This is a genomic window from Rhizobium sp. P2_G2 (assembly GCF_056403555.1).
Genome location: NZ_JBFUFF010000010.1, coordinates 99,456 through 114,672, shown reverse-complemented (window position 1 = coordinate 114,672; position 15,217 = coordinate 99,456). Strand labels below are relative to the sequence as shown.

The following is a 15,217-nucleotide window of genomic DNA, read 5'->3' as shown; positions in this document are numbered from 1 at the left end:
TGAATTCTAGGCCGTCCTTGCCTTGACTATCCGAAAGCCTGAAACTATGTTGCAGCCGGCTTGGAGGCGGGGGTCTGTCAAGCTTTCCGATCGAGGCCCTACCGGCCTTGCATCTCTGAAATGACTGGGTTAAGGCCTGTTTTTCAGAGGAGTAAGGGATGGAGACGGACCCCAAGGACAGTCTGGAAGAACGCAAGCGGCAGCTCGAAAGCAAGCTGGCGCAGGCGCGACAAGGCGACGATGGCAACGACAAAGCCGCCAATGATGGCCGGACTGGCTATTCGCAGGCGCTGAAGCTGTCATCGGAATTTGTCGCTGCCGTGATCGTCGGTGCGATGATCGGCTATCTTCTCGATCTGGTCCTACCCACCAAGCCGTGGGGGTTGATCGTTTTTCTTCTCCTTGGATTTTGTGCGGGCATCTTGAATGTCCTGAGAACGGCAGGGGTCGTGAATTCCCCTCATCCGGTCGACAGGATTGGCGAGCACCGCGAGAAGAACGGCAAGCGTTGAGCTGCATCCGCGGTTTGGCGAACAGGATAAATGAGAGAGAGCGCACGTGGCGAGCCCTGACAAGGTAGATCCGATCCACCAGTTCCACATCAACACGATCGTGCCGCTGGGCAAGTTCGACTTCACCAATTCGTCGCTGTTCATGGTGATCGTCGTCGTCGTGGGTGTTAGCTTTCTGATGTGGGCATCTTCTGCCAAGGCGGTCATTCCCGGCCGTGCGCAGTCGCTCGCGGAATTGTCCTACGAATTCATCGCCAAAATGCTGAAGGACAGTGCCGGCAGCCAGGGCATGAAGTTCTTTCCGCTGGTCTTTTCGCTGTTCATGTTCGTTCTGTTGTCGAACCTCTTTGGCCTGGTGCCTGGCTTCTACACGGTGACGAGCCAGATCATCGTCACCTTTGCATTGGCGCTTCTCGTCATCCTGACGGTGGTGATTTACGGTATCTGGAAGCATGGTTTCCATTTCTTCGGCTTGTTCGTGCCGTCGGGCGTGCCTGCCGTGCTGATCCCGCTGGTAAGCGCGATTGAGATAATCTCCTTTCTCTCGCGTCCGATCAGCCTTTCCGTCCGTCTTTTCGCCAACATGCTGGCCGGTCACATCACCCTGAAAGTGTTTGCCGGCTTCGTCTTCACGCTCGGTCTGCTCGGTCCGGTCGGCTATGTCGGCGCGATCCTGCCGCTTGCCATGACCGTGGCGCTGACGGCGCTGGAATTCCTGGTCGCCTTCCTGCAGGCCTACGTGTTTGCCGTTCTGACCTGCATGTATCTGAACGACGCCCTGCATCCGGGACACTAATCAAAAGAAACCGGCTGGCGAAGACGCCCGCCACGCAATAGTCGCAACAACTGACACTAAAGGAGTTCAAAATGGACGTGGAAGCAGCAAAGCTAATCGGTGCAGGTATCGCTTGCCTGGGCATGGGTGGTGCAGCTATCGGTCTCGGCAGCATTTTCGGCAACTACCTGGCTGGCGCTCTTCGCAATCCGTCTGCCGCTGATGGCCAGTTCGGCCGCCTGATCTTCGGCTTCGCCGTTACGGAAGCTCTGGGCATCTTCTCGCTCCTCGTCGCGCTGCTCGCCCTCTTCAAGTAATTGGCGCTTAAAGCACCGGGTCACGGGAGCAATCTCGTGACCTGTTTTGATGCCATATCCTTGCCTGGAGGTAGGAATGTTTGTGACGACAGCCTATGCTCTGTCGGCCACGGCCGCCGAAACGGACGCGACCAAGCCCGCCGCCACCGCGACGAACACCGAAAAAGGTGTGCCGCCGAAGGTGGAGCATGAGGCGTTTCCGCCATTCGATCCCAGCCATTTTCCGTCGCAGCTGCTCTGGCTCGCGATCACATTTGGTATTTTCTATTATCTCGTCTCGAAGATGATCTCGCCACGCATCGGCGGCATCATTGCTGCCCGTGAGGGCCGCATCGCCGGTGACCTCGCCGAGGCCAAGCGGATGAAGGACGAGGCCGACGCTGCCGTCGCCAAGTACGAGGCCGAACTTGCCGAGGCTCGCTCCAAGGCGCAGGCGATCGCTCGCGAAGCCGGCGACGAAGCCAAGGGCAAAGCCGACGCAGAGCGCACCAAGCTCGAAAGCGAGCTTTCCAAGAAGATTTCCGAGGCTGAAGCCAGCATCGCCGAGATCAAGAACCGGGCGTTGGGCGAGGTAAACACGGTTGCCGAAGACACGGCTGCCGAGATCGTCGAAGCGCTTGCCGGCATATCCGTAAACAAGGCCGATGCCGCTTCCGCGGTCGCGGCTGCCAAGGGCTGATCGGGAGGTTCGTCATGGATGCAACTTTATGGGCCCAGACCTGGGCACAAGTCGCCCTGGTGATTTTTCTCGGCGTCGTGATCTACCTCAAGGTTCCAGGCATGATCGCCAAGAGCCTCGATGCACGTGCCGCTAAGATCGCCGATGAGCTCGATTCCGCCAAGAGACTGCGTGAAGAAGCCCAGTCGCTTCTGGCGGAATACCAGAAGAAGCGCAAGGAAGCCGAAGCGGAAGCTGCCGAGATCGTCGCTGTCGCCAAGCGTGAGGCCGAAGCGCTGGCCGAAGAGGCCAAGCAGAAGACGGCCGACTATGTCGCCCGCCGCACTGCGCTCTCCGAGCAGAAGATCAAGCAGGCCGAGCACGAAGCGATCACCGCTGTCCGCTCGGCTGCCGTCGACCTGGCCGTCGCCGCCGCTGAAAAGCTGATGGCGAGCAAGCTGGACGAAAATACGTCAAATGGCCTGTTCGACAAGGCCGTCGGCGAAGTCAAGGCGCGCCTCAACTAAGCGCAAGCGGACAACTGCCAGCACATTTTAAAACCCGCCTCGTCACCGAGGCGGGTTTTTCATTTCTTGCGGCATTCGATCTCGCGATAGAATGACAGGACATGCGAGGCCTCTGGCCAGCGCTCCCGGTAGATCAGCTTGTCGAGCGGGATTTTCTCCCGCCAGCCCTTCACCGCCAGTTCCGGTGAGGTATAGAGCTGTTCGACATAGCCGACGCAGAGATAGGCGATGATCTCGACGCTTTCGGGAATGCCGAGATGCGTCTTCAGCCGGTCATGGTCGAAAATGCTGACCCAGCCGACGCCGACGCCTTCCGCACGCGCGGCAAGCCAGAAATTCTGTACGGCGCAGACGGTGCTATAGAGGTCCATGTTGGGGTTATGCGTTCGCCCGAGGACAAAGTCGCCACCGCGCTTACGGTCGCAGGTGATGCAGAGATTGACCGGCGCCTTCAATATGCCTTCGAGCTTCAGCGACATATACCGGCGCTTCTGCTCGCCCTCCAGGCGATCGGAGGCTTCGAGATTGGCATCATGGAAGATGCGATGGACAGCCCGCCGATTCTCTTCGTCGCGGATGACCATGAAGTTCCACGGCTGCATATAGCCCACCGACGGTGCGGCATGGGCCGCTGTCAGCAGGCGATGAAGAACATCGTCCGGCACCGGATCGGGCAGGAATTCATTGCGCACGTCGCGGCGCGAATGAATGGCGCGGTAGACCGCTGCGGTCTCGGATTCGGAAAACGGACCGGCCGCCGCAAGGTGGCGAGAAATGGAGGCGTGCATCGTCAATCCCCGACGGAATGCCTTCTCAGCTGGCGCCGTCCGCGCGCCCGCGTCTATCATGTCCGGCCGGTCTTCTGGCTTGGGATCATCTGGCGCTGCAGCCTTCCCGGTTTCCCAGTGGCATCAGGCAAAAGCCCGGCAGCCCATCCCCCTTACAGCGTTGGGCACGCGCCGGCATCACACCGGCTTCCCGATTCTCCCATATTCTGGGCACCGGACACACTTGTTTAAGCAGAAGCGGTGAGGGGAGGCAAGCGGTACGCCGACCTCGAATGCCGCAATCAATCCTTCCGCAGCGGGCGGAATGTCATCCTGTGGATGGCGCAGGGGCCAAGCTCGACAATGGCATTGCGATGGAACTCTGTCGCGTAGCCGGCATGGAATTCAAAGCCATAACCCGGATAGCGGCGGCCTGCCGCGACCATCATCCGGTCGCGTGTCACCTTGGCAACGATGGACGCCGCGGCAATCGACAGGGACCGTGCATCGCCGGAAACGATCGCCTTGCCGGGGCAGGGCAGGCCGGGCGCTACGTCGCGGCCGTCGATGATGGCAAAATGCGGACGGCTATGCAGCGAATGCGCCGCACGGCGCATGGCTTCGAGGCTTGCCCGCAGGATATTTATCCTATCGATTTCTGGCGCTGAGACGGACGAGATTGCCACGTCGAGCGCACTGGCAAGAATGAGCTCGTAGAGCGCTTCGCGCCGCTCCGCCGTCAATTGCTTGGAGTCGTTAAGGCCATCAGGGATATTGTCGGGGTCAAGCACCACGGCACTTGCGACCACCGGACCGGCCAAGGGGCCGCGGCCGACTTCATCGATGCCGGCCACCAGCCGGTAGCCGTCGCGCATCAATCCCTGCTCGAACCGGAACGTTGGAGCCGGCTCGATTTCCTCCAGGGGCAGGGAATCGGCGAGAAGTCTCATGCGGGTTCAAATGACACTTCCACCGATTCCCCGCAAGTCCCGGAACGAGGGCGGCGTTCCTAGGACTGGGTGCGCAGGCCGGCGGGACAGGGATTGCCGGCGGCGCGGAATTCAGTGCCTCGGCCTGATGCGGGCAGGGTGCGAGTGAGACACTGAAGTTTTCGCCGATCCGGTACGGCAGGCGGGCCGCCCCGGATCGACCAAGACATGCACAAACAAAGACCTAAAGCAGGCTGAGCTGTACGCCCGCACCGCTCGGCGGCACGAAAAGCTCCGTGTTCAGCGGCATGCTGCGCGTCCTGCGAATGCCGAGCTTCTTGGCTGCCAGCTCGAATCGGCGGCTGATCTGCCAGGCATAGGGGCCTTCGCCCTTCATCCGCTTGCCGAATTCCGCATCGTAATCCTTGCCGCCGCGCATCGAGCGGATCAGGCTCATCACGTGCCGGTAGCGGTCCGGATAATTCCTGAGCAGCCAGTCGCGGAATAGTGGGCTGACTTCGAGCGGCAGGCGCAGCAGCACATAGCTTGCCTCCTTGGCGCCGGCAGCAGCGCCTGAATCGAGGATGCGCTCCAACTCGTGATCGTTCAGCGCAGGGATCATCGGCGCTGCCATCACTGCCGTCGTCACGCCAGCCTCGGTCAGCGCCCGGATTGCCTCCAGCCGCCTCGACGGGGTCGAAGCGCGCGGTTCCATCAGCCGTGCCAGCCGCCGGTCGAGCGTCGTCACCGAAATCCCGACTCGTGCCAGGCCGCGCTCCGCCATTTTGGCGATGATGTCGATATCGCGCATGACTAGCGCCGACTTGGTGACGATCGATACCGGATGATTCGCCGCATTCAGCACTTCGAGGATCTGGCGCATGATCCGCCATTCCTTCTCGATCGGCTGGTAAGGGTCGGTATTGGTGCCGATGGCAATGGCTTTCGGCTTGTAGCCGGGCTTTGAGAGTTCGCGTTCGAGAAGTTTTGCCGCATCCGGCTTGGCAAACAGCTTGCTTTCGAAGTCGAGCCCCGGCGACAGGCCCATATAGGCATGCGTCGGCCGCGCAAAGCAGTAGACACAGCCATGTTCGCAGCCACGATAGGGGTTGATCGAACGGTCGAACGGAATGTCCGGGCTTTCGTTGCGGGTGATGATCGCGCGCGGCTTTTCCACCTGCACTTCGGTCTTGAACGGCTCCAGCGTTTCGATTGTCTGCCAGCCGTCATCGAGCACTTCGCGCTCCTGCGGCTCGAAGCGGCCGGACGGGTTGATGCCGGCGCCACGACCGCGACGGCGGTCAATATCAATGCGCAGACCGCTTTCCTTCAGCAAACCATCGGCAAGCTCTGCCGTGTTGGCAGGCGCGAATGCGGCCTGCCTCGAAAGAGACAGATTGATCATTGGGCAACTCCTGCGAGGCGACTCTCTGCCCCGTCATGATTATTTTCCTATCTTCAAAACGAGAACAATGCAAGAACAAATTTGCCGACTGGCATTTTCAGGGCTGTTGTAATAACGATTGACCATGCTGACTGTTTTGCTGGAATGCCGGGATAACGAGCCGGAATTGGCGCATACGCTGGCGGTGCTGGTGTCGGGCGCGGTGGATGGATTGGTGAGCGACGTGATCGTGCTCGACCATGGTTCACGCGACGGTTCCGCGCGCGTTGCCGACGCCGCGGGCTGCAAATTCTTCGACACCTGGACGCTCGACGAGACGATCCGCAATGCGCGCGGCGATTGGCTGATGCTCTTGGAGCCTGGCGCGCGGCCGCAAAGCGGCTGGATCGAGGAAATCCTCGAATATGCTTCACTCGCGAAGGCGCCGGCACGCTTTTCGCCGTCACGCCGATTCCGCCGGCCGTTCTTCAAACGGTGGCGGCGCAAGGGCGAACTGGAACTCGGCCTGGTACTGCCCAAGCGTCAGGCCAGCGCACTCGTGCAGCCCGGCATGGACCTCAAAGGGCTTGCCAAGGCCTCTGCCGCTAAGACGTTGCGGTCGGAACTGATCCCAGCCTGGGTGCTGCGCGAGCGCCGTTAGGCGGCGGCATCCACGGAGAGTTGGATGCCCTGATAGCGCTGTAGCGTGGCAAGCACCTTGAACAACTGATCTGCACGCGGATTGCCGGCCTTGCCGAACATCCGCATCAGGCCTCTCTCGGAAATGCCTGTTCGTTCCGACAGTTCGCGGAAGCCGATCGTCGCTTCGATATAATCGTGCAGCACGCTTTTTGCCGTCGGCAGGTCGTCGCCGAGCAGCACTTCCACGGCCTCCGAAAGCAGCGCGAAGCGGAAGGCATGGTCCGATTGCAGGCGGGCTCTGATATTCTTTTTGAAGTCTTTTGGGAGAGCCATCTTCGGCATCCTGATCACTATTTGAGTACACTCGGATATATAGGGGCGAGTTCGTCGCAATCACGGCGACGCGATCAAATAAATTCTCATTTTCGTGAAATATGATGAATGCCGGGCCAGGCGTGGCCAATGAGCCACACCGCCGAGGCGGAAATGGCATTTCGTTATCAAATGGTTAACGGGCTTCGGCATTTCTCGGAAGGCGGCCAATTCCTCGGCATATCCTGATCCGGATCGCGACATGCCCGCCGATGAAGGTTCCCCTCCGGCAAGGCATGTCATCTCATTGTGCGTCTGCCTTTTGGTCTGTCACCGAATGACGGAAGATCTGGCTCAGAACGAGAAGTCGCTGACATTGAGGTCGCCGACCAGGGTATGCTGGAGGGTCAGCGTATCGGTACCCATGTGGATCACCAGATCGCCATTGGACGCGCTCACGTGGTTGTTGACCAGGTCGTTGAAGTCACTGATGGCATTTTGACCTGTCAGGTCGATATGGTCTGTTCCAGCCTTGAAGTCTGTAATTGTGTCTTGACCGTCATGCGTCGCGAAAACGAAGACGTCCTTGCCCGATCCGCCTACCAGGAGATCGTTGCCTTGGCCGCCATCAAGGGTGTCGCTGCCGGCCATGCCCATCAACGTGTTGTCGCCGTGATTGCCGGTGAGCGCATTGGCGCTCTTTGTGCCTGTTCCGTCAATACTGGCATTGCCGAGCAGGATCAGATTTTCGACATTGGCCGTCAGCGTGTAAGTCACCGTCGATTTGACCGTGTCGGTGCCGCCACCGGCATCTTCCTGAAGATGCACCTTGGCATCATCGGTAATCAGCGTGTCGTTGCCCTTCTGACCGTAGATATCATGATCGACCTTGCCGCCACGATTGTCGAAGGTGTCGTCCCCTTCGCCCATATAGATCAAGCCCTTCATCTGGCCGTGGTTGGTCACCGTGTCATCGCCGTAGCTGCCGGAGAATGCCCATGCTCCTTTCAACAAGCCATCATTGGTCAGGGTCGACGTCGTATGATACGAACCATCGAACTGAACGGCGGCACTTTGCGATGTGATGCGGCCACCCGCTTCATTGACAACGCTGACATCACCAAGGCCGCCGGCCGAGATGCCATTCTGGCCGCCCGAGATGTGCCCGAAATTGGTCACCGTCTGCTGGACGCTTTGCAGCCACACGCCGTAGTTTGAGCCATCGATGGTGCCATGGTTGGTGAGTTGTTGATTGCCAAAGCCCAGCTCAACGCCGACGCCGGCCTCGACAACCCCGGTCGAGGTGATCTTGACGTCGCAGCCGCTCGGGTCAGAGTTCACGGCGGTATCGGTATTGCCGTCTCCGCCGGTTACGTGTCCTTTTATGATGAGATGGCTATTTGAAACGCCATCCTGGTAAAACAGCGCATCCGGACTATCCGTTGTGATCGATGCCCCTTGTTCCAGAATGTAAGTGGTATTCGAGGCGGTCATTTTGTAGGCAGACGTGAGCTTGCCGTCGATTGAGATGATGAGTGGAATGACCTTCACCATGGAGCCGGTTTCCTTGTAGCGACATTTTCTGCTGGATAGAACGTTTCAGCGAGATACTTCGAGTGAAGCCGTTGTTCATTTTGTTTCAGCGGGAAATTTCGCAAAAGCAACTACAGGCGTCCGGCTGTCCTATGCTTTTGAAGCACCAAGATCGGTAGCAATTCTCTACGACAGGCCAAGCGCCCACCCACAGAGTGATGGGAGCAAAGCGACGCATTTTCCGACGCGCGGACGATGACATGCGGGCCCCGGCTCAACATGCAGGGAAAGCCGGGGATTATCTCATTCAAGTGGGCGGAAGACCTATCCAGCGATCTTGGAGAAATCCGCAACCGTGCCGGTGGCACTGCGAATCGCGGCAAGCAGTGCGAGCCGATTGGCGCGGATCTCCGGGTTCTCGTCGTTGACCAGCACGGTGTCGAAGAACGTGTCGACCGGGCTGCGCAGCTTTGACAACGCTTCCATGGCGCCTTCGAAGTTTTCGCGAGCGACAGTTTCCGCAGCCCCTTGAGAGGCCGTCACGATTGCCGAGTGCAGCGCCCGTTCGGCTGGAAGCGTCAGCAATTGCAGGTCGATGCGATCGGCGATCGCCGTGCCCTTCTTTTCCTCTGCCGCCAGCAACTGCGTGGCACGTTTGGTCCCGGCCAGAAGATTGGTGCCGTCCTCGGAGGTGAGGAAGGTCGACAGCGCTTCGGCGCGGCGGACGATGGTCAGAAGATCATCGGCATCTTCGGTCAGAACGGCGTCGACGATATCGTGGCGGCGGCCGGCGTCGCGGAGATAGACCTTCAGTCGGTCATGGAAGAAGGAGAGGAGGTCTCGATCCTCGGCTATGGTCAGCAACGGTAACCGGATGCCGTTCTCAAGAAGAATGCGGATCACGCCCAGCACTGCGCGGCGCAGCGCATAGGGGTCTTTCGAACCTGTCGGCTTCTCGTCGATCGCCCAGAAGCCAACCAGCGTATCCAGCTTGTCGGCCAGTGCCACCGTGATAGCGACCGGATCGGTTGGAATGCGATCCGAGGGGCCTTGCGGCTTGTAATGGTCCTCGATCGCTGCCGCGACAGATGAATCCTCGCCTTGCAGTACCGCATATTTTCGGCCCATCAGGCCTTGCAGTTCCGGGAATTCGCCGACTGCCTCGGTCCGAAGATCGGCCTTGGCGAGCACCACGGCGCGGTCGACCTTGATCGGGTCGGCCTTGGTGACTTTCGCCAGTTCCGACGCCAGTGCCCGAATGCGCTCCACCCGATCACCCTGCGTGCCGAGCTTGGCATGGAAGGTGACGTTGAGGTGATCCAGCTTGGCCATGCGCTGATCAAGCGGCTTCTTGAGATCAAGGCCGAACTTGGCGGCAGATGCGGTCAGCGTGTCGAGGTCGGGCATGTCGCCCTGGTCGCGCCTGTAGAAATGCAGCGCATCGGAGAGACGGGCGCGCACGACCTTGCCATTGCCGTGAATGATCTCGGCACCGCCATCCTTTGCCTCGATATTGGAGACGAGGATGAAATGGTTGGAGAGCGCGTCGCTGCCGTTGCGGCGGGTGACGAAGCACTTTTGGTTGGTCTTGATCGTCAGCCGGATGATTTCCTGCGGAATCTTTAGGAAATCCTCCTCGAAAGAACCCATCAGCACATGCGGATATTCGACCAGGCCCGAGACTTCCTCCAGCAGTGCYTCGTCCTCGACCAGATCAAGACCCGAGGCGAAGGTGACGTTCTTGGCGTCCTGCAGGATGATCTGCTTGCGGCGCTCAGCGTCGAGGATGACCCTGGCCTTTTCCAGGCTCGACACATAATCGGAGAAGCGCTTGACGGTGATCGGCTCAGGCGCATGGAAGCGATGGCCGTAGGTGATGTTGGAGGCGACGATGCCATCGACTTCGAACGGGATCACCACGGTCTCTTCGTGCTCGGAGCCGAAGGTGCAGACGATCGATTGCAGCGGACGCACCCAACGCAAGCTGCCCGGCCTGGCCGACGCCGCGCCCGAGCGCATCGATTTCGGCCAGGGAAATGCGCGGATGATCTCCGGCATCACCTCGGTGACGATCTGCTCGACCGAGCGGCCGGGTTTGGAGATCACGGCGACGTAGAATTCGCCTTTCTTCGGGTCGCTCTGCTTGATCGCCTCGTCGATCGAGGTCAGGCCGGCCGAACGGAGGAAGCCGTCGATTGCCTGTTGCGGGGCATTGACACCAGGCCCCTTTTTCTCCTCGCGCGTGTCGGCGGAGCGGGCGGTCATGCCGCGGATGTCGAGCGTCAGGCGCCGGGGTGTCCAATATTCGCGCGCGCCTTCATAGGTCAGGCCCGCATTGACAAGCGCATCCGTCACCAGCTTCTTCAGGTCGCCGGCCGCCTTGCGCTGCATGCGCGCGGGAATTTCCTCGGAGCGGAGTTCGATGAGAAGATCGGGCATGGAATGGCTTTCAGTCGGGCGAAAATCAGGGCTCGGACCTAGCAAGTTCCGGCGAGGTTGTCATCTAGAATAAGGCGCCATTTGCCTGTCATCGGACCTTTGACGGCTTAGTCGAAATCGGCAAGATCCGCCTCGTATCAACCGGCGTTTGAGCATAAATTGAGGCAACGAAAACTTTAAAGGGGACGTGCGATGAGTATCGAAGACGAAGCAAACGCAGATCACAACGAACTCGGAGAGATGTTGGTCGGCATGGCGATCAACCTCCTGGAGAAGAATGGGGAATTCTACCCCATCGCGGCCGAGATGTCAGCGGACGGCGAAGCGCGGTACGTCATTCCCAATCTGGAAGACGAGCATCCCGACAGCCAGGTCCTGATTGACTACTACATAGCATCGCTCAGAAAAGAAGCGTCGGCAGGTTCTGTGAGAGCGGCTGCTATCGCTTATGATACCTTTGACAAGCGCGATGGCGGCAAGCGGGACGCGATCGCCATCCGGCACGAGCATCGGGATGGCGAACCGCTGATCATGGTGACACCCTATCGCGTCGCGAATGGTGAAGTGGTTTTCGACGAAGGCTACATCCAGGATACGAAGCCACTGATCTTTCTGCCCGCATAGCAAGCTTCGATGTCACCATCCCCCGCCGCCACCGCCACCGCCGCCGCCACCCGACGATCCGCTCGAGGAAAAGCCGGAGGATGAATCCGATGTTGGAGCGGGCAGCGAGGCGGAAATCGTTGCTGGCAGCGACGATGAGAAACTCGATATGCGATCGCCAAACCGGTCGCTGTTGAAATTGCTGCCGCTGTACCATAGGGGCTGGTAGCTCGCGGCGGCCGCCGCGCCCGCCGCATCCAGCCAGCGTTGGAAATGCTCGGACCAGGGACGTTCGACACCGAGGGCAACCGCGAAGGGCAGGAGCGTCTCATAATGCTGGGGCGACATTTGCGGCGCGCCGGCCATGTTCATTCGCTGTCTTTCCGCCACTGTGAGATAGAGTTTCAGCCCTTCGATACCGTCGCGCAGTTCGCGCCCGAGCGGCGTCGCCGCACCCATGATCGCGCTGAAGAAGGCGGCGATCATGATCATGGCGAGACAGACGATATAGGCGACGCTGTCGTCAGGCGAGCGCGCCGCATCGACAGCCGCCCAGATCGCGGAAAGGATGATCACGACAAAGGCAAGCCAGAATGCGGTGAGCAGGATGCCGGCAAAAACGCGCGCGACGACGGAAGGCGAGGACAGCGCCGTCGCCGACAGCACAGCCGAGAAGATGGCGACAAACAGGAAGATGACGACGGGTACGACCATCAGCCCGAGCATGTCGCTGGTAAAATCGCCGATAGCAAGCACGGCGATGAAGGCGATAATGGTGAGGATGATGCCGAGCGCGATCGTGCCGGCATTGTAGCTGTGATATTTGCCGCTGTGCTCCTTGTCGATTGCCGAGCGGAAATCGCTGCCAAGTGATTGCAGCCTGGTGCCGTTGTCCTTGGTGATTGCGAAGTAACCGGTCTTCACGGCGTTGTAGATCTTGTCTTCACCAAGCGGCAACCTGTCCGCCGGCGCCTTGTCGGTGCGCTTCAGCATCACCGTTTTCGTCAGGTCCTCGAGCGTGATCAGCCCCTTGACGGCAAGGTCTATGGCAGAGGCCGAAAATGCGGTCCAGCCACCATGGTTGAAGCCTCGATTGGCCACATAGTTGACGAGCGCCGGCGACAGGCCGGCCGGCGGATCCCAGCGTGGCACGACAACGCCCCGGGCAGGGTCGCGGCCGATGCGCCACCACTGTACGGAGAAAAACAGGAAGACGAGGATGAAGCCGACGCCGGCGGCGATGGCATTCATCCGGTCATGCAAGGTCCACCAGAAGCTGTCGCTGGAGGTTGGCTGCAGGATGGCACCCTTGGCAAATTTCACCCCGATCGTCAGGCCTTCATGTTGGCCGAGAGGCCGCGTGGTGGCAAAGAAGATCCGGCCATCGGCCTCCGTTACGCGCGCGTTCTTTTCCGTCGCGCCAATCGCGCCGGTATAGAACACCGTCGCGTCCGGCTTCACTTCAGGGGGCAGGATCACGGTCGCGGTGGCCTCCTGGATCGGAAATTCCCAGCCATTGCCGGTGACGTTCCAGAAAAGTTCGTCGTGATCCGGGAAATAGCGGATCTGCCGGCCGGTCTCGTATTTGATCTCATAAGTGTGGTCGCCGGTGGGGACGAGAGTGTCGTCCTTGCCGATCAGGATACGGACGCCGTTGTCGAGACTGCTGGTCTTGAACTGCTCGTCCCGGCCGTCGCGCTTGATATCGACAAGGCTGAAATCGACGCGGTGCATCTGCCCGTCATTGCCGGTGAAGGTCAGCGGAAAATCGCGGTAGATACCGTGCAGGATCCTGTCGTGCTCAACAGACACCGTGATTGTTTCGGTGACGGTCAGCTTGCCGGATCTCGCGACTTCGATGTCTGAATGGTAGGATTTGATCACCTCCATGGCTTGCGCCGGCGCCGAAACGACAAGCCCCGCGATCAGGAGCGCGAGGAGATGGAGAATGCTGAGGCGGTACCTGAAATTGACCATGGTAGCCCCCGCGCGCGCTAGAATTTGACGGATGGTACGGCGCGATCCGCCGGGTTGTCGATCTCGAAGAAGGCTCGCTTCTGGAAGCCGAAAGGACCGGCGAGCAGGTTCGACGGGAAGCTCTCGACCTTGATGTTAAGGTCACGGGTGGCGCCGTTATAGTAGCGGCGGGCCATCTGGATTTCACCCTCGATGCCGTCGAGCGAGCGCTGCAGTTCAGCGAAATTCTGGCTGGCTTTAAGATCGGGATAGGCTTCCGCAATCGCCATCACCCGGCCGAGCGCTTGGCCCAGCAGGCCTTCGGCGGCGCTGCGGCCTGCCACGTCGCCGGCTGGCACGGATTGCGCCTTGTTGCGCAATTCGACGACTTCTTCCAGCGTCTGCCTTTCGTGCGCGGCATAGCCTTTGACGGTCTCAAGCAGATTCGGGATCAGATCGGCGCGGCGCTTGAGCTGCACGTCGATGCCGGACCAAGCCTCTTCAGCCATCTGCCGGGCGCGTACCAGGCCGTTATAGAGGAATATGACAAGCAGGACAGCGATAACGATGACGGCGATGACGATATAAGTCATGGGGTCCCCCTCCAATTTTTCATTTTGAAGAGGTAACGTTCCAGCCTGCCGAAGTCATCGGCACGCCGTGGTTTTTTCCTGCGGATCGGCTGAAAGGAAGCGCTTAGGCGCGCTTCCAGATCAGCACCGAGCTTGCGGCATAGTTGAACACCGCGCCCATGATCGCGCCGGCGAGACCGGCGACCCAGGCAGTCGAGTAGAAGGTATGGATCCAGCTGGCGACGCCGACATTGCTGACGGTGCCGATCGAACAGGCCGCGTAGAAGGTGAGCATGCCGGTGAGGAAGCGCCAACCCGTGAGCCGGCTGTCGCGATAGGTGAGCCGGTTGTTGATGATGAAGTTCCAGGTCATCGCCACCATGACAGCGGCAAACTGCGACCACTCGAACGTGAGATGCATGATCGAGAGCGCCCAGTTGAGCACGAGCAGGTGCACCGCGATACCGGAAACACCGACGGCGCTGAACATCAGGAAGCGCACCGGCAGCACGCCGCCGAAGAAATGCGACACCAGCAGCCCGAGATAATCGACGGTGACGAGTGTGTCGAGCTTGCTCTCGCCGGCCTGGCGTTCGCGGAAACTATAAGGCAGTTCCTCGATCTTCAGTCCCTTGCCCGCAGTGGAGAGAATGTCGAACAACAGCTTGTAGCCTTCCTTGGAGAAGGACTCGGCCTTGTCCTCGACGATCCGGCGGCGCAGCATGAAAAAGCCGGACATCGGGTCGGAAACCTGGACGCCCATGATCTTGACCGCAAGCCGGGTGGCGAGCTTGCTGCCCCAGCGGCGAACAGCGGAGAAGCCTTCCATGGCCGAGCCGCCCTGGACATAGCGGCTGCCGATGACAATGTCGGCTCCGGCTTCGATCCGCTCATACATCAGCGGCAGCAGCGTCTGGTCATGCTGCAGGTCGGCGTCCATGACCGCCACGACCGTGGCCGCGGATGACAGGATGCCTTCGATGCAGGCGCCGGACAGCCCGCGCCGGCCGACGCGCCGGATGCAGCGGATGCGGGGATCCTCGAGGCTCATCTTCTTGGTGAGTTCGTAAGTGCCATCAGGGCTGTTGTCGTCGACGACGACCATTTCCCAGGCGATGCCCCTGAGGTCCAGCTTCAGCCGCCGGAACAGTTCGGGGATATTGTCGCGCTCGTTATAGGAGGGAACGACGATTGTCAGAGCCGGCGACCGGGTCGCGATCGTCTCTGTTTCCTGGGTATGTTCGACAACGTCCAGCAGCATAGGGCCAACTACTCATACTTGGATTGGAAA

General features: G+C 60.0%; 16 protein-coding genes and 1 riboswitch. Of the genes, 7 read left to right on the top strand and 9 right to left on the bottom strand.

Annotation, left to right across the window (positions count from 1 at the left end; all coding sequences use genetic code 11):
• Nucleotides 1-158: 158 nt before the first annotated feature.
• The 5 genes from AC1D06_RS11100 to AC1D06_RS11080 all read left to right on the top strand — a co-directional run bounded on the left by AC1D06_RS11100 (nucleotide 159) and on the right by AC1D06_RS11080 (nucleotide 2,789).
• Nucleotides 159-512, top strand: coding sequence for an AtpZ/AtpI family protein (locus AC1D06_RS11100; protein ID WP_477880302.1), 354 nt, complete (start codon nucleotides 159-161; stop codon nucleotides 510-512).
• Nucleotides 513-558: 46 nt separating this feature from the next.
• On the top strand, nucleotides 559-1,308 hold the full coding sequence (locus AC1D06_RS11095) for a F0F1 ATP synthase subunit A (RefSeq protein WP_477880300.1): 750 nt from the start codon (nucleotides 559-561) through the stop codon (nucleotides 1,306-1,308).
• A 71-nt stretch (nucleotides 1,309-1,379) separates the two neighbouring features.
• Entirely contained in the window at nucleotides 1,380-1,604 is a 225-nt protein-coding gene (locus AC1D06_RS11090) for a F0F1 ATP synthase subunit C (RefSeq protein ID WP_477880299.1), read from the top strand.
• A gap of 76 nt (nucleotides 1,605-1,680) precedes the next feature.
• Nucleotides 1,681-2,283 (top strand): F0F1 ATP synthase subunit B, encoded by a 603-nt coding sequence (locus tag AC1D06_RS11085; protein WP_477880297.1) that lies wholly within the window; start codon nucleotides 1,681-1,683, stop codon nucleotides 2,281-2,283.
• A gap of 14 nt (nucleotides 2,284-2,297) precedes the next feature.
• Entirely contained in the window at nucleotides 2,298-2,789 is a 492-nt protein-coding gene (locus AC1D06_RS11080; RefSeq protein WP_477880296.1) for a F0F1 ATP synthase subunit B, read from the top strand.
• A gap of 59 nt (nucleotides 2,790-2,848) precedes the next feature.
• On the opposite strand, the gene bluB is transcribed toward AC1D06_RS11080, so the two are convergent.
• The 3 genes from bluB to AC1D06_RS11065 form a co-directional block, all read right to left on the bottom strand.
• Nucleotides 2,849-3,577, bottom strand: coding sequence for a 5,6-dimethylbenzimidazole synthase (bluB, locus tag AC1D06_RS11075; protein WP_477880294.1), 729 nt, complete (start codon nucleotides 3,575-3,577; stop codon nucleotides 2,849-2,851).
• Nucleotides 3,578-3,624: 47 nt separating this feature from the next.
• Nucleotides 3,625-3,810: riboswitch (cobalamin riboswitch) on the bottom strand.
• 48 nt (nucleotides 3,811-3,858) lie between these two features.
• Nucleotides 3,859-4,506, bottom strand: a complete 648-nt coding sequence (locus AC1D06_RS11070) for a ribonuclease HII (RefSeq protein ID WP_477986261.1) — start codon at nucleotides 4,504-4,506, stop codon at nucleotides 3,859-3,861.
• Nucleotides 4,507-4,729: 223 nt separating this feature from the next.
• On the bottom strand, nucleotides 4,730-5,890 hold the full coding sequence (locus AC1D06_RS11065; RefSeq protein WP_477880290.1) for a PA0069 family radical SAM protein: 1,161 nt from the start codon (nucleotides 5,888-5,890) through the stop codon (nucleotides 4,730-4,732).
• A gap of 124 nt (nucleotides 5,891-6,014) precedes the next feature.
• Between AC1D06_RS11065 and AC1D06_RS11060 the strand changes: the two genes are divergently transcribed.
• The gene (locus tag AC1D06_RS11060; RefSeq protein WP_477880289.1) at nucleotides 6,015-6,530 is read left to right on the top strand and encodes a glycosyltransferase family 2 protein; all 516 of its coding nucleotides are present in this window, start codon (nucleotides 6,015-6,017) and stop codon (nucleotides 6,528-6,530) included.
• Here the strand turns inward: AC1D06_RS11060 and AC1D06_RS11055 are convergent.
• The 3 genes from AC1D06_RS11055 to glyS all read right to left on the bottom strand — a co-directional run bounded on the left by AC1D06_RS11055 (nucleotide 6,527) and on the right by glyS (nucleotide 10,795).
• Entirely contained in the window at nucleotides 6,527-6,844 is a 318-nt protein-coding gene (locus tag AC1D06_RS11055; protein WP_477880288.1) for a helix-turn-helix domain-containing transcriptional regulator, read from the bottom strand. The two genes, AC1D06_RS11060 and AC1D06_RS11055, sit on opposite strands and share 4 nt — an antisense overlap.
• Nucleotides 6,845-7,177: 333 nt before the next feature.
• Nucleotides 7,178-8,377, bottom strand: coding sequence for a hypothetical protein (locus tag AC1D06_RS11050; protein ID WP_477986260.1), 1,200 nt, complete (start codon nucleotides 8,375-8,377; stop codon nucleotides 7,178-7,180).
• 303 nt (nucleotides 8,378-8,680) lie between these two features.
• Nucleotides 8,681-10,795, bottom strand: coding sequence for a glycine--tRNA ligase subunit beta (gene glyS / locus AC1D06_RS11045; protein WP_477880285.1), 2,115 nt, complete (start codon nucleotides 10,793-10,795; stop codon nucleotides 8,681-8,683).
• 192 nt (nucleotides 10,796-10,987) lie between these two features.
• Between glyS and AC1D06_RS11040 the strand changes: the two genes are divergently transcribed.
• Nucleotides 10,988-11,419 carry a hypothetical protein gene (locus tag AC1D06_RS11040; protein WP_477880284.1) on the top strand — a complete coding sequence of 144 codons (432 nt, stop codon included), beginning with the start codon at nucleotides 10,988-10,990 and terminating at the stop codon, nucleotides 11,417-11,419.
• A 12-nt stretch (nucleotides 11,420-11,431) separates the two neighbouring features.
• Here the strand turns inward: AC1D06_RS11040 and AC1D06_RS11035 are convergent, their stop codons facing one another.
• The 3 genes from AC1D06_RS11035 to AC1D06_RS11025 form a co-directional block, all read right to left on the bottom strand.
• Entirely contained in the window at nucleotides 11,432-13,375 is a 1,944-nt protein-coding gene (locus AC1D06_RS11035; protein WP_477986259.1) for a DUF2207 domain-containing protein, read from the bottom strand.
• 17 nt (nucleotides 13,376-13,392) lie between these two features.
• Nucleotides 13,393-13,947 (bottom strand): LemA family protein, encoded by a 555-nt coding sequence (locus tag AC1D06_RS11030; RefSeq protein ID WP_477880280.1) that lies wholly within the window; start codon nucleotides 13,945-13,947, stop codon nucleotides 13,393-13,395.
• A 103-nt stretch (nucleotides 13,948-14,050) separates the two neighbouring features.
• Complete coding sequence (locus AC1D06_RS11025) at nucleotides 14,051-15,187, bottom strand: glycosyltransferase (RefSeq protein WP_477880278.1); 1,137 nt, start codon at nucleotides 15,185-15,187, stop codon at nucleotides 14,051-14,053.
• Nucleotides 15,188-15,217 lie beyond the last annotated feature (30 nt).